This is a genomic window from Actinomadura sp. CNU-125 (assembly GCF_001942465.1).
GTDB lineage: Bacteria > Actinomycetota > Actinomycetes > Streptosporangiales > Streptosporangiaceae > Spirillospora.
The window spans coordinates 1-25,064 of sequence record NZ_MKJY01000026.1 but is presented as its reverse complement, the minus strand read 5'-3'; the positions used below and the strand labels follow the sequence as shown (position 1 = coordinate 25,064).

Genomic DNA, 25,064 nt, shown 5'->3' with positions numbered 1-25,064 from the left:
CGGCCGCCGCCCTCACCGCCTGCGCCGGCCTCGACCTCCTCGGCACCGCGCGCCCCGCCGAACCCCCGCGGACCTCGCGCGCCGCACGTCCGTCCGCACCCGCCGCCGCACCGCTGGCACCGTCCCGTCCGACGGAGATCACCATCCCCGCGATCGGCGTGCACTCGAAACTCCTGCGCCTCGGCCTCGCCCCCGACGGCACCCTCGAAGTCCCCCGGCCGCCCCACGAGGACCGCGCCGCTGGTACACCGGCTCCGTCACCCCCGGCGAACGCGGCACCGCGGTGATCGTCGGCCACGTCGACTCCCACGCGTCCGGCGCGTCCGTCTTCTACCGGCTCGGCGCACTCGAACCGGGCGGCCGCGTCCGGATCGACCGGGCCGACGGCACCACCGCGGTCTTCACCGTCGACGCCGTCCGCCGCCACCCCAAGGACGCCTTCCCCGCCGCCGCCGTCTACGGCGACACGCCCGCACCCGCCCTCCGGCTGATCACCTGCGGCGGCCCCTTCGACGACGGCACCGGCCACTACCTCGACAACATCGTCGTCTACGCCCACCTCACCTAAAGCAAGAGTCGTGTCGGGGTCAAATTCCGGCCTTGAACTGGCATGATGGGCGAGGGAACCCGCGACCGGGGGTGAGCGATGGGCGAATCCGCTCGATGGGACGGCCTCTCCTGCCGAGCCTGCAAGGGCCGGGGAGAAGTCGTGTACGCACGTGGCGACAACCGCATCAGCCTGCAGTGCGAAGACTGCTCCGGCACCGGCCGCGCGGGCACCGCCCCGGCCGGCCCGCGCTTCCGCACCGACGGCTTCCGCGGACCGGTCTACGCGACGGGCTACCAGCTCGGCTGCTGGACCTGCTTCGGCGCGGGCGTCGTCCTCACCCCGACCTTCGCCCAGCGCCCCTGCCCCGACTGCGTCCGCGACTGACTCACTGCTGCCACAGCCCCCGGCAGTGCGCGTCGAGCCACTCGACGCACCCGTCCGGCGTCATCTCCGCATACGTGAACGGGAACGGCCCCTTCGGCCCGGTGATCAGGTCCATCGAGTCGTGCCGCGCGATGAACAGCGTCTCCAGCTGCGACCCCCGCGGCCGCCGGTAGTCCGCCGGGAACCAGAACTCCAGCTCCTGGCAGTACGGCAGCGTCTGGTTGTCCCCGCCCTGCGCCCGGTACCGCTTCACCTCCGCCTCGTCGAACCGGAACCCCAGCCGCTCGTACGCCTCGAACCACATGTCCTGCGCGGGCAGCGCGTGCACCGCGACCTCGTCGAAGTCGCCCCGGTCCACCGCCTTGCCGATCTTCAGCGTCGTCCGCACCGCGACCCGCGCCCCCTTCAGCGGACGGCCGAGCGCGTGCGTCAGCGGCATCTCCCACGGCACGTCGATGCTCAACCGGAACTCGCGCGTCTCGCCCGCCGCCAGCTCGAACGCGGACGTCGAGTGCGACACGACGACCCCCGGGTTCGTCCACGCCGCGTCCGTCGGCTCGTTCGCCTCCACCCGCGTCACCAGCTCCACCGAGAGCCGCTCGACCGAGACGTCCGCCCCGCCCCCTCGACCGTGACGCGCGCGTCGAGCGTCCCGCCCGGCCGCACCGCACCCGCCGCCGGCACCGTCTCGACCCGCGGCGCATTCACGCCCAGCGAACTGAGGAACGTACGAAAAGCCACGACCGACCCCTCCCAGAAACGACCCAACGCCCCTAAGACCCCCCGAACCCCCAAAGCGTTCCCGCCCCACGTCGCCCGCCCTGCCATCCCGTCCACAAGGACGGGGCGGGCTGGTCCTGACTTGCCACCAGAACGCTCATGCGCTTGTGGCACCTCTCCCGAATGCTTGAGACGAGTTCGTCCACCAGGTCTGGGCGAACCGCCGATCACTGCCAAGCGTTTTCGGTCCGCCCCACCCTTGAGGTGATAACGCCTGATCGGCAGTAGGGTTATCAAGATGAGTCATATATCAGGCGCCTCTGTGGAGCGCTAACTTGATATAAGTCCAGGTCATTGGTGAGTCGTTGTGCTTTGCATCAATGCCCGGCTTCTTGGTCGGGTAGTTCGCACCATGATGCGACCTTGTCCCTGCCGTGGCTCTCGCTTAGCGTCCTCCTCGTACCGAGAACGGTGGACGAGGGAGGACTTCATGGGGAGTGAGGCAGTAGGCATCGGCCGGCTCGTCTCACGGCGGGAGGTCTCGGAGATGGCTGGGGTCAGGCGGGAGACGGTCACGACGTGGGCCAAGCGGCACGCGGACTTCCCGGCGCCGCGACCGTCGGGCGGTGCGGAACTGTTCGACCTCGGCAGCGTCGTGCGCTGGCTGGGGCCGCGAAGGGTGCCGACCAAGAGTCTGCGTGACGGTGAGCCCGAGGGGACGACGTACGCCGATCGGGTCCGGCGTGCGATGCGGGGGCGGGAGCCCCGCGAAGTGCCGGTGGCCTCCGACGACGCGGAGCGGGCACGGGAGATCGTGAACGAGCTGTACGGGCCGCTGGCCGACCGGGTGCGCGGAGGCGGGTCGGACACCGCCTATCTGCACCTTCTGACTGCGCTGGTCTTCGTCCGCCGATGCTCTCCGGGGGCGTGGTCGCACGTCCGGGACCTGGAGGCGGAGGCCGCGCGGGACCAGCCGGCCCCGGACCGGGTGCTCAAGGACCTCGGGACGCTCATCGACGCCGAGGTGCGGCGGCACGGGCTTCCCCCGGGCATGGCCGCCGCATGCGCCGACCTGCGTCCGGAGGACACCGGCGACCTCGCGCACGTGTTGCGCCGGTGCGAGGAACTCGGCCGTGAGGGGTACCGGCTGCTGCTGGACGGATTCGAGGCGAGGACCAAGCGGAGCGGCGAGGAGCTCCACACGCCGCGCGGCATCGTGCGGATGATGGCGGACGTCCTGCTCCGCGACACCGCTCCGGGGCTGCGCTGCCACGACCCGTATCTGCGCGGTGGTGAGGCGCTCGTCGCGGCGGTCGAGGCCGGTGGGGACGTGCGGGTGTCGGGTGACGGTTCCGGCCCGGACTCGTTCCGGCTCGCCGGGATGAACCTCGCCCTGCACGGCACGCGCGCCGTGCTCGGGCCGGGCACCGCCACGCCGTGGACGGACGGGGAGGAGCGCCAGTTCGACCGGATCATCACCAACCCGCCGTTCAACCGCAAGGGCCGGAACTGGAGCCACCGGGCGTGGCCCTTCGGGACGCCGCCCACGAAGAACGACAACTACGCGTGGCTTCAGCACATCGTCGCGTCGCTCGGTTCCGGCGGCCGGGCCGCCGTGGTGATGCCGAACGCGGCGGCGGTGTCCCCGGACGCCAAGGAACGCGCGATCCGCGCCGCGATGATCGAAGAGGGCGTCGTCGAATGCGTCGTGTGGCTTCCGGGCAAGCTCTTCCGGGAGACCTCGATCGCGGTGACGGTCTGGTTCCTCGCCGCGCCGGGCACGCGCTCGGGCCCGGTGCTGCTGGTCGACGCGAGACGGATGGGGGAGAGCCGCGGGCGGCAGAGGTTCCTCGCCGATCGGGAGCGGGCTGCGATCGTCGCCTGCCACCGGTCCTGGACGAACGGCGAGCGGGGGTACGCGGATCCGCTGGAGGGCATCGGGACGGCGGTGTCGGCGCCGGTCGAACGGCTCCGCGACGGGGCCTACTCGCTGGATCCGTCCGAGTACGCCGAGACGGCGTCCGGCGGGCCGGGGGCGGCCGAGCAGATAGCCGAGCTCGCCGATGTCCTGGAAGAGGCGCACGCCCGTGCCGCCGGTGCCGACGAACTCGTCGCCTCAATGCAGGTCCTGGAACGGGAGCCGCTCGGTGCGCCCCCGTCCGGTGGGTGGCCGGTCGTGCGGCTGGGCGATCTGTGCGACTTGCGGTCCGGCCCCAGCAACAAGCGGCTCAAGAAGTTCGGCCGCTGCGAGGACGGCGTGCCGCTGATCGTTCCCCGGCATCTGCGGGACCGGCGCGTCGTGGCGACCGATCCGGAACGGCTGACGCCGGAGGCGGCGCGGGAACTGGACCGGTTCACGCGCAAGGACGACGTCCTGTTCGTCCGGACCGGATCGCCCGGGTCCGCCGCGCTCGTCGGCCCGGAACAGGCGGACTGGGTGTTCGCCACGAACCTGATGCGGTTGCGCCGTAAACCGTCCGCGGAACTCGACCCCGCCTATCTGCTGGCCTTCCTGACGCTGCCGCGCACCGTGCGGTGGATCAAGGACCGGGCGGCCACCGCGACCGTCATCGGCTCGGTCAGCACGCGGACCTTGGGCGATCTGAGGATTCCGCTGCCGCCGTTCGCCGAGCAGACGCGCATCGGTACGGCTCTGCACGCGCTGGACGTCCAGTTGCACGCGCACCGAGCCCTCGCGGAGACCGTCGGCCGGACCCGTGCGGCCCTCGCCGCGGACCTCATCCCCACCCGCTGACCCCTCGACCGACCTCGGAGGACGATATGAACGCCGCACAGAAAACCGTGAAGGCCCTGCTCATCATCACCGCCCTGCTGGCCGGAACCGTCGTCGGCCTGTTCACCGGAATGCTCGGCCGGATTGACGGCGGCTCGATCCCCGACGCGATCCAGGTCGGCGGCGGGGCGTTCGGCGCCACGGTCCTGCTGATCTTCGGAGGGTGCGCGCTCTGGTACAACGCCCAGAACCGGGAGCCCTGACCGGGAGGGGACGGGCAACGAGGAGAGGCCGGCGGACATCCGCCGGCCTCTCCTCGTCCCGTGGCGCTTCGACGCCGCCCGTCCCGCTCCCGCTCAAAGGTGCGGGAGAAGCTGAGCGATCGTTTGTTCCAGACGCGTGACGGGCATCGACTGACCCGCGAGCCCCTTGATCGCCGTCAACAGTTCGTGCAGCCCGCCGGGATAGTCGAGGCAGGTATTGACGATCGAATGGACGTCCTGCCGTGCCTCGGGATGCCGCGGAACCGCACCGGAGATCTCCCCGCGCACGGCCCCCATGACCTGGTTCCGTCCCTGCTCGGTGGCCATCAGCGGCACCTCGCACATGTGGTTCGTGATCTCGAACACGGCCCCCGGAGGTACGACATCGGGTGCCATGGCCGCCGGCGTCGCCACCCCCGGAGTCGTACCGCCCGCCTGCGGGACGCCGTCCGCCGCGGGCGCGGGGGACGGTGCCCGCTCCGCGATTTGCGCGCCGGGCTTCGGGCCGTCATCCGTAGTTTCCGCGTCTCTATCCGGCGCCGGCACGGTCGGCGGATTCCCTGTCCGGAGGACCCGGACCCACGCCGTCCCCACGGTCTCCTTCACCACTACGCCGACCGGCCGATAGTCGTCCGGATCGATCAGCCCCGGCCCGTGCTGCACCACGTCGTCGTAAACCCGTTCCGACACGATCACCGCGAGCGACGCTTCCGACTCGTTCAGCGCGTCCTTGAACGCCTGCGCGTCCAGGATCCGGAACGCGTGGTTCACGGCCGTCCCGACGACCCCGTTCCCGTCATGCCGTGCCTCGCCGGTGTGCACCGCCACCCGCAGCCTGATCCGCGCCAGGTCCGACGCCGCCTTGTTGTACCGCCGCAGTTCGGCCTTCAGGTTCTCCACGACCGTTGTCAGCAGCGGTTCCGTTCCGATCTCCGGCGGGACGAGCACCATCACCCCGTCGCCCCGGTCCTCGCGGTAGCAGTCCGCGAGGCCGAAACCCGCGGCGTTCAGGCTCACGCCGACCTGCCGGTACATCGCTTCCCGCATGGACGCCCGGACATCGTCCGTCCGCGGTGTCCCCGAACGACGCGATATCGCACACGAAGATCGCGCACGTTCCTTGCGGCGTCCAGCGGTGCTCCGGAATCTCTTCAACGCTCACCGCGGCCCCTCCCTGCTCGGCATTCGTCCCGTTTCACACGTCGCGCTGAAAGCACTCCTCGGGACTGGATAAACTCGAGGCGCAGGATTCGGCCCCCCGATCGTCCAGTCGGGCATGTGCGCCCTGAAGGAGGCCGTCGGTGGGAGACGTGGGCCACAACGTGGAATCGCCGCTGGTGGACGTGAGCGACATCGGCTTGCGGGAGATCCAGGACCTCGACGCCACGGTCCTCGGTGACGTCCTGCGCAGGTTCCTCGACGAGGCGGGAGGCCCGCAGGACGCCGTCGCCGGGTTCGACTCCAGCCTGACGGGGCCGCCCGCGAACGCCACCGGTTGACCCCCGCGCCTCACAGCGGGATGGGCTCGATCACGCATTCCAGCAGTCCACCTTCCCGTGCCGTCCGGATCCCCGGGTGGTCGTCGCCGAGCGTCCGGGCCAGGGCCGCGAGCGGATTCCCGGCCGGGCCTTCGACGCCCAGTGCCGCGCTGATGATCTGGTGGTTGTGCGTGCAGGCGAGCGTGTACGCGTGCACCGCGCCGTACCGGGCCCGAAACCGTTCGAGAGTCTCGGCCGAACGGACATGGGCGGCCTCCGTCCGGCCGAGGCCGTAGAGGTCGTGGACCAGGCCCACCGAGCAGCACAACGAGTAGTAGTGGTCGGCCCCGAGCAGCCGGACGAGCGACTGCAGGGTCGAGGCGTCGATCGCCTGCGCGGGTTCGTGTCCGCCCAGCGCGCGCAGCGTCACCGTGAGGTCGGCGGTGCAGGCGTGGGCGAACGGGTGGTCGCGTCCCATGATGTTCCGGTAGCCGGTCAGCGCCGCCTCGACGTGGCTGCGGGCCCGGTCGGCGTCGCCCGTGCGGACGCACGTCATGGCCAGCACGCGCCGGGCCGCGAGCGTGTCCTGGTGGCGCTCGCCGAACCGCTGCAGTAGCAGCCGGTAGGTGTCCTCGGCCAGCCGGAGCGACTCGCCGTACGAGCCGAGTTCCCGCAACGTCGCCGCCCGGCTCATCTCGGCGTGCAGGACGAACACGTGGTCGGGGTTCGGCGTGCTCCGCATCTGTTCGAGGGCTTCCTGCTGGATTCGCGCGGCGTCCCGGTACCGGCCGAGCCCGTGCAGGTCCCGTGCGAACTGGTTCATCGCCAGCAAGGTGTTGCGGTGGGTGGGGCCGAACTGCGAACGCAGCCGCTCCAGCGCGTCCGCGTCGATGTCGTGGGCCTCCTGGAACCTGCCCAGCAGCCGCAGATCGATGCCCACGCTGTTGACGGCCCGGAAGGTGTTCAACTGGTTCCTGCCGAACATGCGCACCATGCGCTGCAGGGTGTCCTGATCCAGCCGCAGGGCCTCGACGAAGTCGCCCCGCAGGCGCAGGTCCGCCGCCCGTGACTGCGCGATCCGGAGGCTGTGGCTGTTGTCGGGGCCGAACCGCTCCAGCGTCCGCCGGTAGAGGTCGGCGTTCAGCTCCATGGCGGCGGGCACGTCGCCGAGCGCTCGCAGGACGTTGCCGAGCTCGCGGCCCGCGTCCAGGACCGAGCCGTCGTCCTCGCCCCACCGCGCCCGCCAATGGTGGAGCGCGAGTTCGCAGAGGACGCTGCTGCCCTCGAAGTCACCGAGCAGGTACAGGTAGCGCATCTGGTCGAGGGCGATCTCCCGGATCTCGGCGGTGGAGCCGCCGATCACCCCGGTCGGCACCACGTGCGGGGCGATCTGCCTGCGCATCGGCCACGTGGACTCGTCGTCCGGCCCGGCTTCCGGGGTCGCCGCCGCGAGGATGCGGTGGACGAGGTTCTGCGTCGCGTCCCGTTCGTCCTCGGGCAGGCGGTGCTGCAGCAGTGTCCGGACGAGCCGGTGCACCTGCACCCTCGGCGGTTCGGCATCGAGGTCGAGGCGGCCCAGCGCGTAGCGGGCGATCGCGGTCATCGCCTCCCGCAACGCGCCCGGGTCGGCCAGCGTGTCCCGGAGCCCGTCCGGAAGGTGCGCGGCCGCCCCCGCGGCCAGCAGGTCCGCGGCGACCGGTTCGGAGCCGAAGAAGGCGAGCAGTTCCAGCAGCCGGCCGGCCCGGGGCGCCTCGCCGTCGAGCCCCGCGAACGTGATGTCGAGGGTGGCCGCGAGGTCGGCGGGACGGTCCGTCGGCGACCCGGCGCCGGCCGTCTCCGCGAGCTGCTCGTCGAGGAGCCGCAGGAAGTCCGTGCTCGGCCGTCCCGTCGCCGCATGCCAGGCCGCGACCTGCTCCACCGCGATCGGCAGGTCGCCGACGCGTCCGGCGAGCCGATCGGCCTCCGCCGGGGTCAGCGCGGGCGCGCGGCGGCGCAGCAGAGCGACGCTCTCCGCGCGCTCGAAGAAGCCGACCTCCACCGTTGTGGTGAACTCCGTCCAGCGCCGGTTCCGGGACGTGACCAGCGTGTGCCCCGCGGACTCGGCGGGGCGCGGCGGCAGGGTCGGCGGGACGGGGAGCAGCGGGAGCAGTTCGTCGGGGTTCGCCGCGTTGTCGTAGATGAGCAGCCAGCGGCGGAACGGCCGCCCCTCCCGCAGCGCGTTCAGCACGTGCCGGACCGTCCGGTTGATGTCGTCGCTCAGCGGTGTGCCGAGCACCCGCGCCAGCTCGGCGATGGACGACCGCGCCAGCGTCACCTGTTCGGCGGGCACCCACCAGACGAGGTCGTAGTCGTCCGCGTACCGGTGCGCGTACTCGACCGCGAGCTGTGACTTGCCCTGGCCGCCCACCTCGTGTGCGGGCGTGGGCAGCAGCGTCATGACGTGTTCGGGCAGTCGTTCCCGGAGGTCCAGGAGGAGGGTGTCGCGACCGGTGAAGTCCGGATTGCGTGTCGGCAGGCCGCCGCCCAGGATCGGTGAGTTCCGCGCGGACGGCTCCCCGGGGCGCGACAGCGGCGACCGGGGCGGCTCGGTGGTCACCACGCCGCCGTGGACTTCCGGTTCGTCCGGCCCGTCGACGGGGCTCCGCGGGGGATCGGGCAGGTTCTCGGCCAGTCGCGCGTACCGTCCGCCGATGCGGCGCAGCACGTGCGCGGCGACCTGCGCGAAGGGCAGTTCGTCCTGCAGCGTCGCGGTGCCGTCCTCGAGTTCGCGCAACAGCGCCGCGAAGTCGAGCGGCGACCCGAGCCGCTCCCGGACGAGCTCCCACACCTTCCGCAGGACGAGCAGCGCCTCGCCGCGTTCGAGCCCGCCGAGCAGAATGTCCCGGACACCGTCGTGGAACTCGTAGAGGACGTCGTCGGGTGCGATGCCGGCGGTGTCGTGGTCGGCCCGCCGCATGAGGCCGCCGAGGAACACCTCCGCCAAGTGCATCCGGTTCGACTGCGGCAGCACCGCCTGCTGAACCAGGGACATCACCTTCAGCCGCAGCGGTGCCGCGGCGAAATGGCAGGCCAGCCGGTACGCGTCCGGCGAAGCGCCGGCGCGGAACGCTTGCACCCGCTGCCGGGGCGTCGGCCGGTCCGCCGGCTCTTCCCCCTCGGAGACCTTGGCCGCCGGCGTCCCGGTGAACACCGCCATGGCGTCGATCTGCCGGGCGCCTCCGCCGACCAGCTCGGCCCACGGCCGGAGCCAGCGCGGCGCCGCCTCCAGTACGGGGATCGCCATGCCGGACGGAGTGGCGAAGCCGTCACGGGACGACACCGTCAGCCGCCGGTTCGGGGCGCCGGCCTCGGCGGAACCGATCCGGACGGCCTCGACGGCCGTCCCGCACCGCCACCACAGCCGTTGCGGGAGCGGCTGGACGATCGCCACCGGCCCCGCCGTCGCCCAGCGCTCCAGCAGCGCGGCGACCCGGCCGTCGCTCCACGCGGGACCGATGCAGTCGCTGAGCACGAGCACGATCCGGCGGCGCGTAGGGTCGATCAGCTCGTTCGGGCTGTGGCCGGACGAAGCCCCGCGGGCGCGCAGGACGAGCGCGTCGTCGGCGTCCGTCCCGGTGTCCAGCCGCCACAGCCGTACGTCCCGGAAAGCGCCGAGGCGTTCCAGCAGGGCGTGGAACTCCTCGATGAGGCGACCCCAGATCACCATGGAGGCGCTGTCGTCGGCGACCAGCGCGAGATCGAAGCACCGCTCCGGCGCGGGTTCCATGATCGGTTCCCAGATGCCGGTGTCGGCGATCCACTGCGCCGTCGCCTCCTCGCGCAGGCGCGCCACCGTCCGGGACTCGGCTTTCCCGCGCAGAGGCCGCAGCGCCCGGGCGAGGTCGAGCGCACGCGGGAGCGCGGGCAGCGCGGGCGCGGACGACGCCACCGGGAGCGGCGTCGGGCGAGGCCACGTGCAGCCGTGCCTGTGGTGCCGGAGCGGTCCGGTGCGGCGGCTCCCCGGCCGGTGCGGGCTCGGGCGGCGCCTCGGACGGTTCCGGCGGCGTCGGTGGATCGCCGACGGGCTCACCGGTGAACACGTCGGGGGCGCGTTCGCCGGTCGCCGTGCCGGGCGGTAACGACCGCGCCAGCCACAGCGCGTCGGCGAGTTCCCGCGCGGTGGGGCGTGGGGTGAGCCGACCGAGCGCCTCGATCGCCTCGAGGAGACCGCGGGTCATCCCGGACCGCTCGTGTCGAGCGGCCGCAGGACGGCTTCGATCATCTGCTCGAGTGTGGTCTCCGGCGGCCGCGTCCCCGACGTGGCCAAATGAACGGCGTTGAGGAGCTGGTCGGTGGCCAGGTCGCCGTGGTCGCCGCGGCGCAGGAACTCCTCGATCAGCTCCGTGCTCCGCTCCCGCGCTCCCGAACCGAGGTGGGCCTCCACGATGGCGGCCAGCTCGTCCGCGCCCGGCGGTTCGATCAGCAGCCGGACGCAGCGCCGCAGGAACGCCGGAGGGAACTCGCGCTCCCCGTTGCTCGTGATGACGACCAGTGGGAACGCCGTGCACTGGACCGTGCCGCGGGTCACCGGCACCCGGTCGCGTCCCTTCTCCGGCAGCACGTCGACGATCTCGTCCTCCGCGGGCAGCCGTTCCAGCTCCGGGATCGTGAAGCCGCCTTCCTCGAACACATTGAGCAGATCGTTGGGAAGGTCGATATCGCTTTTGTCGAGTTCGTCGATCAGCAGGACGCGGGGACGGTCGTGCGGCAGCAGGGCCGTGCCGAGCGGACCGAGCCGGATGTAACGGCCGATGTCGGGAGGGGTGGTGACGGCGTCGGACGCGACCGCCTGGCGCAGGCTCGTTTCGTGCAACCGGCCGATCGCGTCGTACCGGTAGAGACCGTCCGCAAGCGTGGAGCGGCTCGTGATCGACCAGTACAGCACCGGTTCCAGACCGAGCTCGTGGGCCACGTGGAATGCCAGCGTGGACTTGCCGGTGCCGGGTTTTCCGGTGACGAGCAGCGGGCGCCGCAGGTGCAGTGCGACGTTGACCATCGTCACCACGTTCGGCGGCGGCCGGTACGCCAGCGCCCGCGTCCGCGCACCCGGTCCGAGCCCGGGCGCCGAGTCGCCGCGGTCGAAGCGACGCCACGGCGGCGGGTCCGGCAGGTCGCGCACCCCCTCGTGGGGCACGCCGGTCCCCTGATAGATCGTCCAGTCTCCCGGCTCGCCGCCCGAAGCCGCTCGCGTAGTCAAGACAACCTCCTCGCAGTTCGTCAGACGGGTGCTCTGAGCCGCCCGTGGGCCTCGGGGAACCGGTCGGCATCGTCGAACAGCAGGGTGAGTTCCAGCCCCAGGGGATCGGCATCCGGATCACGATGCATGGCCATGACCGCCTTCCGGCGCAGCTCCAGCACGCTGTCCGGCAGCGCCAGCGCTCCATCGGCGACCAGTTCGCGGAACTCCGCGGCGAACCGCTCGGGCGACCGTCCCCGCCGGCACCACGCGATGATCGGCGTCCCCGCCTGCAGGGCGACTCGCAGTTCGTCCGGACCGCCCGTCCCGTCCACGCTCGGCGGGAAAGCCAGGGCGAGGCAGACGGACGAGAGTTCGGACAGCAACATGCTGTACAGGGTTTCGCCCTGGTACTCACCTGGGTGTGTCACCCAGCACACATCGGCGGCTTGCGGATTCTCGCGCAGCCAGGTCCATTTCCGGCGCCACTCGGCGTGGTAGTTCTGCTTCTGCATCCGGTCGAGGCTGCGGACCACGACCGGATGGTCGATGCCGAGCCGCCGCTCCAAGTCGTCCACCGTGATGCGGAGCTGGTCGAGCGAGGACGCACCGAGCAGGTTCAGCGGCAGGACGAACTCCAGGACCAGTTTCGACGTCGCCGGACGGCCGACGACCTGTGGTTCCTCGGTGAGCAGTTCGACGACCAGGGCGGGCAGCGCCGACATCGGAACCGGATCGCCGTCGTCGCAGTGGAGCATCGCTCCGGGATCGTCGTCGGACTGCAGCCAGGCGGACGTCAGGTACCGGTCGGGCTGGGCGCCGTCGGGCCGGAACGCGATGACGAGATAGCTCCGGGTGCTCCGCTGCGCGGTTCCGTTCTGCGCCGCCCGGATCTCCGTCGGCAGGGTCTGCGCCGATCGGTTCCGCGCCGCCTCTTTCCGTGCCGCTTCGTTCCGTGCCGCTGAGGCGAGTTCCCGACGGGCGAGGACGGCGGGCGCCACACCGAGTCGTCGCGCCACCCCGTCCGTCCACCCCAGCAGCGGATTTCGCACAGGGCTCGCCGTGCCGCCCGCGAGCCCTTCCACGAAGGACAGCAACGGCGGGACGCCGTCCTCGTCGACGGTGCAGTTCTCCAGGCGGTTGAGGACCGGCCAGATGTCACCGGTATCGAAGGTCAGCGGCCCGGCCCATTCCGCGACGGTCCAGAACCTTTCCCGGGTCGCCTCCGGAGCCGTCGCGTCGGGATCTCCGGCCTGCAGGACTTTGATCAGTTCGTGCAGCGCCCGCCGCTCGTCCTTCTCCAGCAGAGGCTCGGGCAGCAGTTCGGACGCCAGCCGCCGGATCTCCGCGAACACGGCGTTGCCGGCATGGAAACGCTCGACCACCTGGAGAAAGACGTGCACGGCGCCGGTGTGTTCGAGGCATCCTTCGACCAGGAACCAGAGATCGTCGAAGTCGCGTTCGGCCACCTGCAGCGGCAGCGGAATGCCGAGTTCCTTGCGGACGATCGCGAGATACTGGTCGCGGGTGCGTTGCTTCTGCAGGGCCTCCAGCCGCCACAGGGCCTCGACGAGACGGCCGACGTCGTCATGATTCAGCGACGATGCCACTTCCCAGCCACACCCCCTCGCCCGCCGAGCGGACCGGTTTCGCCGTTGGTGCGCTAGATGTTACGCGTTATCGCGGATCATACGGCTGTCCGATTCGGCGATGGCCGGAAAATGCGACCGGACGGTCGTCGGGTGGACACGAAGGCAGTGAGAGGGCAGTTATGGCTCGCCCGAAAGGGCATTATTGGCTTTTCTTATTCGTTCCTGCTCTTCGTCGTGGTGAATCCGGCCGCCGAACGGGAGAACGATGAGCAGGAGGAGCACCGTGATCGGCACGGCGATGGCGGTCGCCTTGGCGCCCAGCCAGGTGATGACCAGGCCGCCGCAGAGCGCCCCGAGCGCCGACGGCGCCTGCGCGGCGAGCGCGTTCAGGCTCACGACGCGTCCGCGTTGGTACTCGGGGACGTTGGTCGCCTGGTAGACGTCGCGTCCGACGTTCATGATGGATCCCACGAAACCCACGCCGGTCCACACCGTGGCCAGGATGAAGGGGTTGTCGCTGAGCGCGATGACGGTGGTGAGGCCGAGCCAGGCCAGTACCGCCGCGTAAGGGGCACGTTCCAACTTGATCGTCCTGAGCATGGCGACCGCGAAGCGCGACCCGGCGATCCCGCCCAGCCCGGTGGTGGCGAGCAGCACGCCGATGGAGACGCTGGACAGGCCGTCCCGCTTCATCATGGTGATCAGCAGGATGATCGTGGTCTGGAAGAGGAAGTTGGTGACCGAGAAGAGGAGGAGCGTCTGCCGAAGGAAGCCGTCTTCGTGCAGCCAGGCGATGCTGTGCTTTATCTGCCCGGTCATGGGCGAGCGCGGCGGACTCTCGGGAACGCGGCGGCCCTTGGCCGGTCCGAGCTTCCTGAGGGGGCCGAGCATCACGATGGTGACGACGCAGGCGACTATGTCGAGCACGTACGGCATCTTGTGGTTGATGGAGTCGGCCATACCGCCTAGCGGCCTTCCCATCAGCAGCGCCGTATGGTTCCGGGCCTCGTTCTTACCGATGGCCCGGGCGACCAGCCCGTTCGTGGCCAGGCGCGGGAGCGTCACGGTCCCGGCCATTCGGAAGGTGGTCGCGAACACGCTTTCCAGGGCGATCGCGATGGGAAGAATGATCGTCGTGCCCGGCGGCCACAATAGGCCGATCAGGAGGAGCAGAATCGCCGCCAGCCGGCACATCTGGCTGAGGCGCATGACCAGCCACGGGTCGCGCCGGTCGATGATGACGCCGACGGGCAGGTGCGCGAGCAGGTTCGGTACCACGCCCGAGGCCGCGACCAGCCCCGCGTAGAGCGGCGATCGGGTCAGGTGAAGAGCGAGAAGCGGCCCCGCGGTCGTCGTGCAAACGCTTCCGACGCGGGAAATGGCCATCGCCGCCAGGAGTAACCGGAGACGACCGGGTGACAGGGCGGTGCGAGTCGCCTCGGCGGACGTATTCCGGACCGCCGCCTCGGTCAATTTCGCGCCCCCTCAGCCCATGTGGCCCTACAGACATGACCAGCAAGGACGCGACAGGGCTACTCGCTGTACAACCCCTCCAGGGAGTCGGCGGCGCCGTGATCCCCCCGTGTGAGGGTTGCTGCCTGAGGAGTACCGCGAGCCTAGTGGTTCACTCGTGCGGAGGCGGGTGGAACGGCAAAATGTCCGTCCAAATATGACCATGGGGTCGTGACGACACGAGAAGGCTCGAGCCGACCAGGGAGATGTCGCCGAATGTGCTCGATAAACACCACTTCGTGATCACCGTCGTGGCGACGGCCTCCGTATCGAACCCGCGGCCCCAGGCGGAGGAGCGGTCGCCGGGCCGGTGAGAAGGCGTCGGCCGGAGACTCAGAGAGACGTGTCCGGAGGCACGCAGGAGTCGAACCCGGCACAGACGGTCCCGCCCTGGTCATGGTCGAGCGCATTGCGCAGCGCCGCCCCGAGGGCCGACTCCGGAAGGCGAACGTCCAGTTCGCGCAGCGAAAGGCCGGAGATATCGATCAGGTCGCCGCGAGGTTCGGTCTCCACATGCATCATGCCGGCTCCTCAATGCGCGCCCGCGCCACCGGGCACGTTTAGCGCTCGGGTTCACGATGGCGCTTTCGGCGTAGACACCCAGGATGCCAGATATATCGGGTTCTGACTATTGTGCGGGTCGGGTTGGCGAAGGACAGGGGAGCGGTCGTCCTATTCTGGGCGGGCCATAGCTCCCCCGGGAGAGTGACCGAAACCGGCGCTCTTTGCTTCTTGCCGGTTTTGTGTCGTGCGACCTGTTCCGGTTCCTCACCGCCATGGGATATTACGGTAACCAGGTTCGTACCAGCCGTGGAGCAATGACATATCCGGAGGTGGGGGCATGTCGCTGCCGCTGTCGGCGAGGATCGGAGGCGCGGCGGGGCCGATGCCGGAGGTGTGGGGGAGGATTCCGCAGCGGAACAAGAACTTCACCGGACGGGAAGAACTGCTCGATCGGCTCCGGCGGGGAATCGCGAGCGAGGTGACCGCCGTCGTCCCCCATGCCTTGCAGGGCTATGGCGGCGTCGGCAAGACCCAGATGGCGATCGAGTACGCCCATCGCTTCAAGGGCGACTACGACCTCGTCTGGTGGATCCCCTCGGACCAGCCGTCACTGGTCAAGCCGACCCTCGCCGCGCTGGCTCCGCACTTGGGCCTGCCCCCGGTCAGCACGATGGGGGTCGATGAGGCCGTCGGCGCCGTGCTGGACTGCCTGCGCAGAGGGGAACCCTACGCGCGCTGGCTGCTGATCTTCGACAACGCCGACCAGCCGGAAGAGCTTCGTGACAACCTTCCCCAAGGGGACGGGCACGTCCTCATCACATCGCGGAACAACCGGTGGGAGGCCGTCGCCGCCACCGTCGCCGTGAACGTGTTCAGCCGCGACGAGAGCATCGAGTTCCTCAAAAAACGGGTGCCGCGCGACGCGATCACGCCCGAGGACGCCGACGAGCTGGCGAACAAGCTGGGCGACCTCCCGCTGGCGCTGGAGCAGGCCGGGGCGTTGCAGACGGAAACCGGTATCACCGTCGCGGAGTATCTGCGGTTGCTGGACGACCGCACGAGCCAGTTGCTCGCGGAAGGCAAACCCACGGAGTACCCGGTCTCGATGACGGCCGCTTGGAAACTCTCGGTGGACAGCCTGTCCGAGAAGGTTCCGGAGGCCGTCGACCTGCTCCGCTGCTGTGCCTTCTTCGGGCCCGAGCCGATTCCGCGTGACGTTTTCGTCCGGGTGCCCCAGGGGCTTCAGCAGCCCCTGGCCGGACTGCTGTCCGATCCGATCCGACTCTCCCGCGCGATCGGCGAGCTCGGACGTTTCGCGCTGGCCAAGATCGACCCGCAGACTCGTACCGTCCAGGTGCATCGGCTGATCCAGGCGTTGCTGCGCGACGAGGTCCCGTTGTCGGCCCAGGAGCGCATGCGCGATGACGTGCACCGGCTCCTGGTGGAGGCGGCGCCCCCGGACGTCGGCCCGGAGACCTGGCAGCGGTTCTCGGACCTGCTCAACCATGTCGAACCCGCGGAGGTGGGGGCGAGCAACGACCCGAAGGTCCGCCGCTTCGCCATCACCGTCGTCAAGTATCTGCACGCCGTCGGCGACTATTCCCTCGCCCGCAGACTGGTCGAGAACTTTCTCGACCAGTGGACGGCGGACACGGCCGAAGGCGATCCGGAGATCCTGCGGGGCAGGTTCTATTACGCGAACGTGCTCCGTTCGCTGGGCGAGTTCGGGGCGGCCTACGATATCGACAAAGTCGGCCTTGAGCAGGCGGAGCGCATTCTCGGCCCGGAGTACGAGGTCGCGCTGAGGTTCCGTAACGGCCTCGGCGCAGACCTGCGTGCACGCGGCAACTTCCGGCAGGCACTGGAACATGACCAGCAATCCCTTGACCTGCACAAGGAAATTTCCCGTGACGACGTGTTCTCGACGTACCAGGTCGTGAACAACCTGGCTTTGGGGCACGGGCTGAACAGCGACTATGTGCGGGCCCGCGAGCTGCAGCAGGAAGCTTACGTCGGGTTCGTCACGGCTTCGTCTACGGTTCCCGTGCCCAGCGTCCTGAACGCGTGGAACTCGCTCGCGCGGGCGGTCCGGCTGTGCGGTGACTACGCGGAGGCGTGCGACATCGGCGAAGAGGTGTACGCGTACGGCGTCAACGAACTGACGGCCGAGCACCCCTTCACGTTGCGTGCCGGCACCGACTCGCCATCGCCTACCGGCGGCTCGGTGAAGATCTGGGCAAAGCCGTCGAACTGTCCCAGGAAGTGCACGGGCGTTTCGTGCGGCTCTACGGGCTCAACCATCCGGACACGCTGGCCGCCGCGATGTGCCTCGCCAACGTCCAGCGCACCGTCGGCGAGAAAGAGACCGCCTTCGAACTGGCGGAGGACACCGTACGCCGTTATCCCAAGGCATATGGTGCGGAGCATCCGTACAACTACGGTTGCATGGGCAACCTGGCGATTCTGCACCGTGTGTACGGGGACACCGCAAGAGCGCGAGAACTGAACGAGCGGGCCGTGGCGGGCCTGCGGGGAGTGCTCGGGCAGGACCATCATTACTCGCTGACCGTCGCGACCAACCTGGCCAGTGATTTGGCCGAACTGGGAGACCTGGACGACGCGTGCAAGCTCGGTGAGGGGACGCTGCGCCGGCTGCGGGTCACCTTGGGAGAACAGCACCCGATGACCCTGGCGTGTGCGGCGAACCTGTCGGTCGATCTCGAACTGGTCGGGCGGCACGACGAGGCGTCCCGCCTGCACAAGGAGACGATGGACGCCTACGTCCGGACGCTCGGGATCGATCACCCGGACGCGGTCGTGGCGGCGGAGCGGCGGCATCTCGACTCCGACTTCGACCCGCCGCCGATCTAGAGGCCCTGGAGGGCGGGGGGTGCGCCGTGGCGGGCGCGCCAGGTCGTCAGGTGCGCGGCGGCGGACTCGTCGCCGCGGGCGGCGGCCTCGGACGGGACGGGTTCGTCCAGCCAGGGGCGGAGCGTGTTCGACATTTCGGCGACGAAGCGTTCGCCGTCGGGGGTGAGGCGGCCGGTGGCGGCGAGGGTGCGCAGGATCAGGTCCGTGGCGGTGCGCCAGCGGGCGAAGTCGGTGTGGGCGCGCAGCGCCGAGTCGCCGGTCTCGCGGTGACGCTGCGTGTGCCAGAAGGCGGCGATGGCGAGGTGGGCGTACGCGCCCTGGAGCAGGCCGGAGACGGGACGCGGGTCGGTGCGCCACGGCGCGTAGTAGCGGGTGCCGTCGTCGGGGCGGGTCAGGGGGACGACGTCGAGCAGGCCGGTGAGCTTGGTGTGCGCGGCCTCGTGGGCGAGGGTGACGGCGAGGAAGAGCGCGTCGGGCGGTGTCGAGAGGCCGATGTTGCCGAAGGCGTGCCTCGGGGTGGCGCTCGACTGGCCGTGCTCCGGCGCGACGAGCGGGGTGAGGACGGTCAGGACGGCGGACGACTCCTCGGCGACCGTTTCGTGGTTGTCGCACAGGATTCGCCATGCTTCGGCGAGGGTCGTCCGCCAGTGGGCGAGTTCGGACGGGACGAGGCGCTGCGGGAGCGCGTCGCCGCCGGGCATCCGGTCGGGGTCGTGGTCGTCGAGGAGGAGCCCGGCGGTGCGGAGGCGGCGGACGGCCTTCCAGCCGGGGCCGTCCTCGTGCGGGTCGGACGGGACGGCGACGTCGGCGATGCGGTCGCAGGGGGCGACGACGGTGCGGGCGGTGGACGTGCGGACGGGCGCGCGGCCGAGGGACGGGAGGACGATCGCGCCGTCGCGGGACGGGACGTCGATCGTGCACGGGTGGTGCGCGCGGATCGCCGCGGCCGCCGCGAGGGCGGACAGTTCGGACGGGTTCGCCCGTCCGCGTTCGCGGCCGGTGAGGACGAGGAGGGTGCGGCGGGCCCATTCGCCGACCGTGGGGTAGCGAAGGACGGTCTCGACGGCGTCCGGGTCGGTCTCCTGGATGCGGGCGAGCAGGTCGTAGGCGTAGGCCGTTTCGCGGGGGGCGGCGTCGCGGACGCCGCGCAGGAGGAGGAGCCGCTTGCTGTACTGGGCCCTGCGGAGCAGGTCGCGGCCTCGGTGCCGCCGCCGCCGGAGGCGAGGGCCAGGAAGATCTTCTCCGGGATTTCGTGGCGGTTCACGTGCTCCTCCGTTTGATGTCGTCCACGTCGCGGGCGACGACGTCCCGGATGTGGGTGATGAGGCGGAAGAGGTCGCGGCAGTAGACGGAGGGGTTCGCGAAGCCGGTGCCGGAGCGGTAGCGGTGCGCGTAGAGGCCGCCGCCGCAGACGCGGTGGACGGGGCAGGCGCGGCACTCGGCGGACAGGGCGCGGCGGCCGATCTGGCGGGCGGCGATCGCGGGGAGCATGAGGGCGGCGTCGAACGGGTCGCGGCGTACGTGCAGGGACGTGCGGGCGGCGCCGTCGTACGCGGACTTCAGCGTGTCGACCTGCTCGATGCTGCCGTCGGTCTCGACGACGGCGACCGCGACGGGGGAGACGCCGATGGACTCGCTGTGCGAGGGGCGGCCGAGGAGCAGCCGGATGACCTCGGAGAACAGCCGGATGCGGGTTTCCCGGACGGGCGCGTGGTACCAGCGGTCGAAGACGGCGATGAGCCAGTCGGCGTACGGGGTGCCGTCGGCGGGCAGGCCGGGCGGCGGTTCCTCCCAGTTGCCGTGGGGGAGCAGGAAGTCCATGGCCGGGGGGCCGTGGGCGAGCAGGGCCTCGTAGGTGGTCACGGGGTCGTTGTCGAGGTCGATGGTGCAGAGCAGGCCGCTGAACAGCCGGCGGTGCGCGGAGGTGAGCCGTTGGAGGCCGAGGGTGACGGCCTGGTGACTGCCGTCGCCGTTCTTGCGGAGCCGGTGCCGGTCGTGGCTCTTCTCGTCGCCGTCCAGGCTGACGCTGACGTATACGTCGTGCTCGTCGAACAGTTCCAGGAAGGACGAATTGAGCAGGACGCCATTCGTCTGCACATGGAAACCGGCGGAAATGTCGGGACCGGCCGCCGAATTGATCGCGTGCACCGCATAGCGGAGGTGTTCCAGGCCGGCCAGCAACGGTTCGCCGCCGTGCAGGATCACCTCGACGCGGGGCAGCCCGGCGTCCCGGGCGTGCTCGGCGATCCGGGCGGCGACCTGGTCGATCGTGGTGCGGGACATGCGCCGCGGCTGGCGCCGCCAGCCCTGGTCCGCCATCTCGTACATGTAGCAGTAATCGCACGCCAGGTTGCACCTGCTGTGCATCTTCAGCACGAATTGCCGGAACGGTGTGGGGCGCCAGCCCTCTTCCAGGAGAGTCTGGACGTTCAACGCGGCGGGCCATTCGGTTTCCGGTGTCCCGCCCATCGTCACGCTGATCAACTCCCGAAACGAGAAAGCCGCTGCGCGTTACGATAACCCCTCTATACGGGCGCGTGCACGCGTGGAATTCTCACCCCAGGGTGCGTTCCGCCTGATTCCAGAAATCGATGAGGGCGCTCGCCGTGGTTTCGGGGGCCTCGACGGCGGGTGAGTGCGCGGCGGAGGGGATCACGACCCGGTCCGCGTCGAGGCGTTCCGCCATCGCCGCCTGGGTCTCGGGCGGCCAGGCGTCGTCGTCCTCGCCGTACAGGACGAGCGTGCGCAGCCCGGTGTCCGCGCAGTGTTTGGCCAGCTCGTCGGTGCGGTCGGGGGCGGTGAGCAGTTGGCCGGCCATCCCGATGAGGCTCGCCTCGGACGTCCCGAGCATGCGCCGCTTCAGGAAGTCGACGATGTCGAGGGGGACGCCCCGGGCGGTCAGTTCGGGTTCCATGCTGATTTCCCAGATCGCCTGCATTCCCATTTCCGGGAGGGCGTCGCGGAGGGCGGCGGCGCGGGTACCGGTCGGGCCGGAAATGGCGGCGGGGCCGGACCCCATCAGCGTGTACGAGGCGGGCCGGATCAGGTCGTCCAGGACGGACTCGCGGGTGACGAGCCCGCCGAACGAGTGCCCCACGAGGTGGACGGGGTCGGTGCCGAGGACGTCCAGCAGTGCGGTGACGTCCTCGCCGAGGGACGGGCAGTCGTACTCGGACGGGTCGCCCGGCCCGTCGCTCTCGTACTGGCCGCGCATGTCGATCGCGACGACGCGGCGGCCGGACGCGGCCAGCGGCTGCAGGACGGCGAGGAAATCCTCTTTGCTGCCGGTGAAACCGGGCACCAGCAGCGCGGGACAGCGCTCGGACACCCCCGAACCCGGAAGGGCCTCCAGGGCGGCGAAGGGACCGCGGGAGGTCTCGATCGTCACGCGGCTCACGCCGGTGGGCAATGTCAGGAACCGGGGCGTACTCACAGGGGACCACCATACTAAAACGGACCCGCACCGCGGCCGCCGCGACGGCCGCGCCCTGGTAACGTCCACAGCGTGCAACCCAAGCCGGCCGTGTCCGCGCATCGGCGGGACGAGGCGGGGCTGGACGGCCTCCGGGAGGCGGCCGAGTCCGGCGCCGAGTACGTGGAGATCGACATCCGCAGGACGGGCGACGGGCGGCTGGTCGTCCACCACGACGCCACGGTGGGCGGGCTGCCGCTGAACCGGCTGACCTACGAGCGCGTGCAGGAGCTGTCGCCGCGTCCCGTCCCCCTGGTCGAGGACGCCATGGAGATCATCGCCGGGAAGGCGCGCGGGCATCTGGACCTCAAGGAGCGCGGCTGCGAGCACGAGACGGTCGCGCTGGCGCTGGAGGCGTTCGGCCCGCAGTTCGTCGTGACCACCGGCGAGGTGCCGTCGCTGATCGAGATCAAGACGCGGTTCCCGCAGGCCGTGACGGCGCTGTCGGCGGGCCGCAACCTGTGGGAGCGGGGCGCCGCGGCGAACAACTTCGCGCCGCTGCCGCTGATCCGCCGCGCGGGCGCCGACATGGTGGCGCTCAACCACCGGCTGGCGAGGGTCGGAGTGCTGCGGCAGTGCGCGCGCGCCGGGTTCCCGGCCATGATCTGGACGGTGAACGCCGAGCCGGTGATGCGCCGGTTCCTGGGCGACCCGCGGGTGGCCGTCCTGGTGACCGACCACCCCGCGAAGGCCCTCGCGCTGCGGGACGGCTGAACGATTCGGCGCGTCCGGACGGACATCACGAAGACCGCGAGGCAGGGCAGGTGCCTCGCGGTCGCCGATTCGGCGGGGCCGGGCGGCTCGTGTCGGGGAGCGCCGCCCCGGTCCCGTTCTCGCCCATCGCCCGAATCCGCCGCGGCCGCGGCGGCGCGGGCGGCGGGTCAGGCGGTCTGCGACTCGGTCGTCTCACCCGTCGGCTTGCCCGCGCGGGTGCGGCGCCGGGACCGGCTCCGCTTGCGCTCGGTGGCGACGGCGTCGACGACGTTGTCGTTCTTCGGTGCGGCCTGCTCGACCGGCTGGCCGCCACGGGTGCGGGTCCGGTTGCGCTTGCGGCGCGGCGGCCGCGGCCGTTCGCGCTCCCGCTCGTCGTGCCCGCGGCTGCGCGTCTTGCCGGTCTCGCCGATGTCCTCGAGCTCCTCGGCGTCCAGCCCGGCCCGGTCACCGCGCTTCTCCTTCGGCAGCCGCCCCTTGGTGCCCGCGGGGATGCCGAGCGCCTCGAAGAAGTGCGGCGAGGTCGAGTAGGTCTCCTCCGGCGCCGCGAACGGCAGGTCGAGCTGACCGTTGATCAGCTTCCACCGGGTGAGGTCGGACCAGTCGACGAGCGTGACGGCGACGCCCTCCTTGCCCGCGCGGCCGGTGCGGCCGATGCGGTGCACGTAGGTGTCGGCGCTGTCGGGGCACTCGAAGTTGACGACGTGCGTGACGTCGTCGACGTCGAGGCCGCGCGCCGCCACGTCCGTGGCCACCAGCACACCGATCTTGCCGTTGCGGAACGCGCGCAGGGCGCGCTCGCGCTGGCTCTGCCCGAGGTCGCCGTGCACGGCGGCGGCGTCGAACCCGCGCTGGGCGAGATCGGACGCGACGCGGTCGCACGCGCGCTTCGTCTGGCAGAACACCATCGTCAGCCCGCGGCCCTCGGCCTGCAGCAGCCGCGCCAGCATCTCCGGCTTGTCCATCTGGTGGGCCTGGAAGACGTGCTGGGCGACCTGCGGCGTCGCCTCCGACTCGGTGTGCGCCTCGGCGCGCACGTTCGTCGGGCGGGTCAGGTAGCTGCGCGACAGCGAGACGATCTCGCCCGGCATGGTGGCCGAGAACAGCATCGTCTGCCGGCGTCCGGGACCTTCTTGATGATCCGCTCGATGTCGGGCAGGAACCCGAGGTCGAGCATGCGGTCGGCCTCGTCCAGGACGAGCACGCCGACCTGCGACAGGTCGAGGTGCTTCTGCTTGACGAGGTCGAGGAGCCGGCCGGGGGTGCCGACGACGACGTCCACGCCCTCGCGCAGCGCCGAGATCTGCGGCTCGTACGCGCGGCCGCCGTACACCGACAGCACGCGGGTGCCGAGCTTGCCGCCGGCGACCAGCAGGTCGTCGGTGACCTGCAGGGCCAGCTCGCGGGTCGGGGCGACGATCAGCGCCTGCGGCTTGCGGCCGCCGTGCTCGATGCGCTGCAGGACGGCGATGCCGAACGCGAGCGTCTTGCCGGTGCCCGTACGGGCCTGGCCGATGATGTCGTGCCCGCCCAGCGCGATCGGCAGGGCGAGCTCCTGGATCGGGAACGCGTCTACGATGCCCTCGGTTTCGAGGGCGTCTGCTATCTCGGGTACGACCCCGAGTTCACGAAAGGTAGTCAGGGCTTTCAGCCTCCAATATGCGGGGTCCTCGCTCCCCGGTGCGGCGCGGCTCGGCACCCGGGTCGGCCGGCTGCCGACGGGCGGGACGGTCGCGGGCCCTGTCATCCGAAGACAGGACGGGCCTCGGGCGGACCGCACCGTCCGGGCGTGTCCGCCGGTCGCTTCCTGTGGCCGCGCGCTCGCGCGGGAGGGACCAGCCGTCAATCAAATTACTCGGCGACCGCAGTCAGGGGTCGAAAGCAGTCACTCGCTGTGGCTGCGTGCGGTCACACTCCGCGACGCAGTGTACCGACCGTAGGTTGCATACACCAATAGCCGATCACAACACCCAACATCGGGGATGCCGGAGGTATTCCCGGCCCCCGCCGGACGGTACGGCGGGCCTGCGCGTCGTCCTGCCCAAACCTGCGTCCGGGCGGCCACTTCCGGACACGCGGCACGCCTGTCCGAGGGGTATCTGCCCGATCAGGGTGAAGACATGCCGAAGGCGGGGAAGTGGCGTGTCGACGGGTTCACCGAGGTCCGGGAGCTGGGCGCGGGCGCGCAGGGACGGGTCGTCCTGGCCCGGCACGCGACCGCCGGAACCCCCGTGGCGATCAAGTACCTGAACCTGCGGGACGGCGACGAACCCGCCCTCGGCCGGTTACGCGACGAGGCCGTGATGCTCGGCCGGGTGCGCGACCCGCACGTCGTCCGGCTCTACCGGTTCGCGGTCGGGCCGGGGGCCGCCGCGCTGGTGATGGAGGCGGTCGACGGCGTCCCGCTGAAACGCGTCCTGGCCGAGCACGGCGCCCTCGGACCCGAGGCGGCCCTGCTCGTCCTGAAGGGGTCGCTGCTGGGGCTCGCGGCGGCGCACGAGGCCGGGGTCGTGCACCGCGACTACAAGCCCGCGAACGTCGTCGTCCGCGCGGACGGGCTCAGCAAACTGATCGACTTCGGCGTGGCGACGTTCGCCGGGGAACGCACCGGCGCGGGCACCCCCGCCTACATGGCGCCGGAGCAGTGGGAGCGGCGGCCCGCCTCCGCGGCCACGGACGTGTACGCCGCGACCTGCGTGTTCGTCGAGTGCGTCACCGGACGCCGTGCGTTCGGCGGCGCGGACGCGGTCGGCCTCGCGGGCCTGCACCTGCGCGGGCCGATTCCGCTCGACGACGTCCCGGAGGCGCTGGCGGACCTGGTGACGCGGGGGATGGCCAAGTCCCCGGACGACCGGCCGCACTCGGCCGCCGCGTTCGTCGAGGAGTTGGAACTGGCGGCGTCGGCCGCGTACGGCCCGGAGTGGGAGCGGCGCGGGCTGCGCGCCCTGGCGGGCGCCGCGGTGGCCCTCGCCGCGCTGTTCCCGCTGGTGGCGGCAGGCCTGACCACCGGTGGTGCCGCCGGAGCGGCCGGGACGGCCGGGGCCGGGACCGCCGGACG

21 protein-coding genes and 4 pseudogenes are annotated in these 25,064 nt (G+C 71.0%); 12 read left to right on the top strand and 13 right to left on the bottom strand.

Translation table 11 applies throughout. From position 1 onward, the window contains the following. From BJF79_RS58400 to BJF79_RS04120, 3 genes and pseudogenes are all read left to right on the top strand, one after another. A pseudogene (locus tag BJF79_RS58400) lies at positions 1 to 287 on the top strand (hypothetical protein); the annotation flags it as partial. After that, positions 284 to 568 carry a sortase domain-bontaining protein gene (locus tag BJF79_RS58395; protein ID WP_262401507.1) on the top strand — a complete coding sequence of 95 codons (285 nt, stop codon included), beginning with the start codon at positions 284 to 286 and terminating at the stop codon, positions 566 to 568. The pseudogene BJF79_RS58400 and the gene BJF79_RS58395, both read left to right, overlap by 4 nt. A gap of 141 nt (positions 569 to 709) precedes the next feature. Beyond that, positions 710 to 934: a hypothetical protein gene (locus tag BJF79_RS04120; RefSeq protein ID WP_075895045.1), complete on the top strand. Its 225-nt coding sequence runs from the start codon at positions 710 to 712 to the stop codon at positions 932 to 934. A gap of 1 nt (position 935) precedes the next feature. On the opposite strand, the gene BJF79_RS04115 is transcribed toward BJF79_RS04120, so the two are convergent. After that, positions 936 to 1,745, bottom strand: coding sequence for a sporulation protein (locus BJF79_RS04115; protein WP_075895044.1), 810 nt, complete (start codon positions 1,743 to 1,745; stop codon positions 936 to 938). Between the two features lie 456 nt (positions 1,746 to 2,201). Between BJF79_RS04115 and BJF79_RS04110 the strand changes: the two genes are divergently transcribed. Then, positions 2,202 to 4,409: an N-6 DNA methylase gene (locus BJF79_RS04110; RefSeq protein WP_075895043.1), complete on the top strand. Its 2,208-nt coding sequence runs from the start codon at positions 2,202 to 2,204 to the stop codon at positions 4,407 to 4,409. 26 nt (positions 4,410 to 4,435) lie between these two features. Next, positions 4,436 to 4,651, top strand: a complete 216-nt coding sequence (locus BJF79_RS04105; protein WP_075895042.1) for a hypothetical protein — start codon at positions 4,436 to 4,438, stop codon at positions 4,649 to 4,651. A 93-nt stretch (positions 4,652 to 4,744) separates the two neighbouring features. Here BJF79_RS04105 and BJF79_RS04100 read toward each other — a convergent pair whose 3' ends face one another. Beyond that, a complete protein-coding gene (locus BJF79_RS04100; protein WP_075895041.1) occupies positions 4,745 to 5,698 on the bottom strand; it encodes an effector-associated domain 2-containing protein in 954 nt (317 codons plus the stop codon). 254 nt (positions 5,699 to 5,952) lie between these two features. Here BJF79_RS04100 and fxsA point away from each other — a divergent pair, with 254 nt between their 5' ends. Next, entirely contained in the window at positions 5,953 to 6,150 is a 198-nt protein-coding gene (gene fxsA / locus BJF79_RS04095; protein ID WP_075895040.1) for an FxSxx-COOH cyclophane-containing RiPP peptide, read from the top strand. Positions 6,151 to 6,160: 10 nt separating this feature from the next. On the opposite strand, the gene fxsT (BJF79_RS04090) is transcribed toward fxsA, so the two are convergent. From fxsT (BJF79_RS04090) to BJF79_RS04070, 6 genes and pseudogenes are all read right to left on the bottom strand, one after another. Beyond that, positions 6,161 to 8,956 (bottom strand): FxSxx-COOH system tetratricopeptide repeat protein, encoded by a 2,796-nt coding sequence (gene fxsT / locus BJF79_RS04090; RefSeq protein ID WP_410050044.1) that lies wholly within the window; start codon positions 8,954 to 8,956, stop codon positions 6,161 to 6,163. Further along, positions 8,939 to 10,222, bottom strand: a pseudogene (locus BJF79_RS58390) (SAV_2336 N-terminal domain-related protein); the annotation flags it as partial. The gene fxsT (BJF79_RS04090) and the pseudogene BJF79_RS58390, both read right to left, overlap by 18 nt. 120 nt (positions 10,223 to 10,342) lie before the next feature. Next, the gene (locus BJF79_RS04085) at positions 10,343 to 11,365 is read right to left on the bottom strand and encodes an AAA family ATPase (protein WP_075895038.1); all 1,023 of its coding nucleotides are present in this window, start codon (positions 11,363 to 11,365) and stop codon (positions 10,343 to 10,345) included. Positions 11,366 to 11,385: 20 nt separating this feature from the next. Further along, positions 11,386 to 12,954, bottom strand: a complete 1,569-nt coding sequence (locus tag BJF79_RS04080) for an effector-associated domain 2-containing protein (protein WP_075895037.1) — start codon at positions 12,952 to 12,954, stop codon at positions 11,386 to 11,388. 159 nt (positions 12,955 to 13,113) lie between these two features. Beyond that, the gene (locus tag BJF79_RS04075) at positions 13,114 to 14,409 is read right to left on the bottom strand and encodes an MFS transporter (RefSeq protein ID WP_075895036.1); all 1,296 of its coding nucleotides are present in this window, start codon (positions 14,407 to 14,409) and stop codon (positions 13,114 to 13,116) included. Between the two features lie 372 nt (positions 14,410 to 14,781). Further along, the gene (locus tag BJF79_RS04070) at positions 14,782 to 14,970 is read right to left on the bottom strand and encodes a hypothetical protein (RefSeq protein WP_075895035.1); all 189 of its coding nucleotides are present in this window, start codon (positions 14,968 to 14,970) and stop codon (positions 14,782 to 14,784) included. A 319-nt stretch (positions 14,971 to 15,289) separates the two neighbouring features. Here BJF79_RS04070 and fxsT (BJF79_RS04065) point away from each other — a divergent pair. The 3 genes and pseudogenes from fxsT (BJF79_RS04065) to BJF79_RS65215 form a co-directional block, all read left to right on the top strand. After that, positions 15,290 to 17,089 (top strand): annotated as a pseudogene (gene fxsT, locus BJF79_RS04065) (FxSxx-COOH system tetratricopeptide repeat protein); the annotation flags it as partial. Then, positions 17,068 to 17,454, top strand: a pseudogene (locus BJF79_RS66480) (tetratricopeptide repeat protein); the annotation flags it as partial. The pseudogenes fxsT (BJF79_RS04065) and BJF79_RS66480, both read left to right, overlap by 22 nt. Positions 17,455 to 17,469: 15 nt before the next feature. Further along, on the top strand, positions 17,470 to 17,823 hold the full coding sequence (locus tag BJF79_RS65215; protein ID WP_410050043.1) for a tetratricopeptide repeat protein: 354 nt from the start codon (positions 17,470 to 17,472) through the stop codon (positions 17,821 to 17,823). Here the strand turns inward: BJF79_RS65215 and BJF79_RS58385 are convergent. After that, positions 17,820 to 18,524 carry an aKG-HExxH-type peptide beta-hydroxylase gene (locus BJF79_RS58385; RefSeq protein WP_262401506.1) on the bottom strand — a complete coding sequence of 235 codons (705 nt, stop codon included), beginning with the start codon at positions 18,522 to 18,524 and terminating at the stop codon, positions 17,820 to 17,822. The genes BJF79_RS65215 and BJF79_RS58385 overlap by 4 nt on opposite strands. On the opposite strand from BJF79_RS58385, the gene BJF79_RS58380 reads away from it, so the two are divergent. Then, positions 18,471 to 19,103, top strand: a complete 633-nt coding sequence (locus BJF79_RS58380) for a hypothetical protein (protein ID WP_262401505.1) — start codon at positions 18,471 to 18,473, stop codon at positions 19,101 to 19,103. The two genes, BJF79_RS58385 and BJF79_RS58380, sit on opposite strands and share 54 nt — an antisense overlap. Here the strand turns inward: BJF79_RS58380 and BJF79_RS04055 are convergent. Together BJF79_RS04055 and BJF79_RS04050 are read right to left on the bottom strand one after the other, a co-directional pair. Next, positions 19,084 to 20,292 carry an FxsB family cyclophane-forming radical SAM/SPASM peptide maturase gene (locus tag BJF79_RS04055; RefSeq protein ID WP_075895046.1) on the bottom strand — a complete coding sequence of 403 codons (1,209 nt, stop codon included), beginning with the start codon at positions 20,290 to 20,292 and terminating at the stop codon, positions 19,084 to 19,086. The genes BJF79_RS58380 and BJF79_RS04055 overlap by 20 nt on opposite strands. 85 nt (positions 20,293 to 20,377) lie before the next feature. After that, complete coding sequence (locus tag BJF79_RS04050; RefSeq protein ID WP_075895034.1) at positions 20,378 to 21,256, bottom strand: alpha/beta fold hydrolase; 879 nt, start codon at positions 21,254 to 21,256, stop codon at positions 20,378 to 20,380. Between the two features lie 72 nt (positions 21,257 to 21,328). Between BJF79_RS04050 and BJF79_RS04045 the strand changes: the two genes are divergently transcribed. After that, positions 21,329 to 22,009, top strand: a complete 681-nt coding sequence (locus tag BJF79_RS04045) for a glycerophosphodiester phosphodiesterase (protein ID WP_075895033.1) — start codon at positions 21,329 to 21,331, stop codon at positions 22,007 to 22,009. 167 nt (positions 22,010 to 22,176) lie between these two features. Here the strand turns inward: BJF79_RS04045 and BJF79_RS04040 are convergent, their stop codons facing one another. Both BJF79_RS04040 and BJF79_RS66475 read right to left on the bottom strand, forming a co-directional pair. After that, entirely contained in the window at positions 22,177 to 23,115 is a 939-nt protein-coding gene (locus BJF79_RS04040) for a helicase-related protein (RefSeq protein WP_410050042.1), read from the bottom strand. Beyond that, positions 23,058 to 23,753: a DEAD/DEAH box helicase gene (locus BJF79_RS66475; RefSeq protein ID WP_410050041.1), complete on the bottom strand. Its 696-nt coding sequence runs from the start codon at positions 23,751 to 23,753 to the stop codon at positions 23,058 to 23,060. The genes BJF79_RS04040 and BJF79_RS66475 overlap by 58 nt, the downstream gene beginning before the upstream one ends. A gap of 373 nt (positions 23,754 to 24,126) precedes the next feature. Here BJF79_RS66475 and BJF79_RS04035 point away from each other — a divergent pair. Continuing rightward, the coding region (locus tag BJF79_RS04035) for a serine/threonine-protein kinase (protein ID WP_158079082.1) at positions 24,127 to 25,064 on the top strand (938 nt) is incomplete at its 3' end.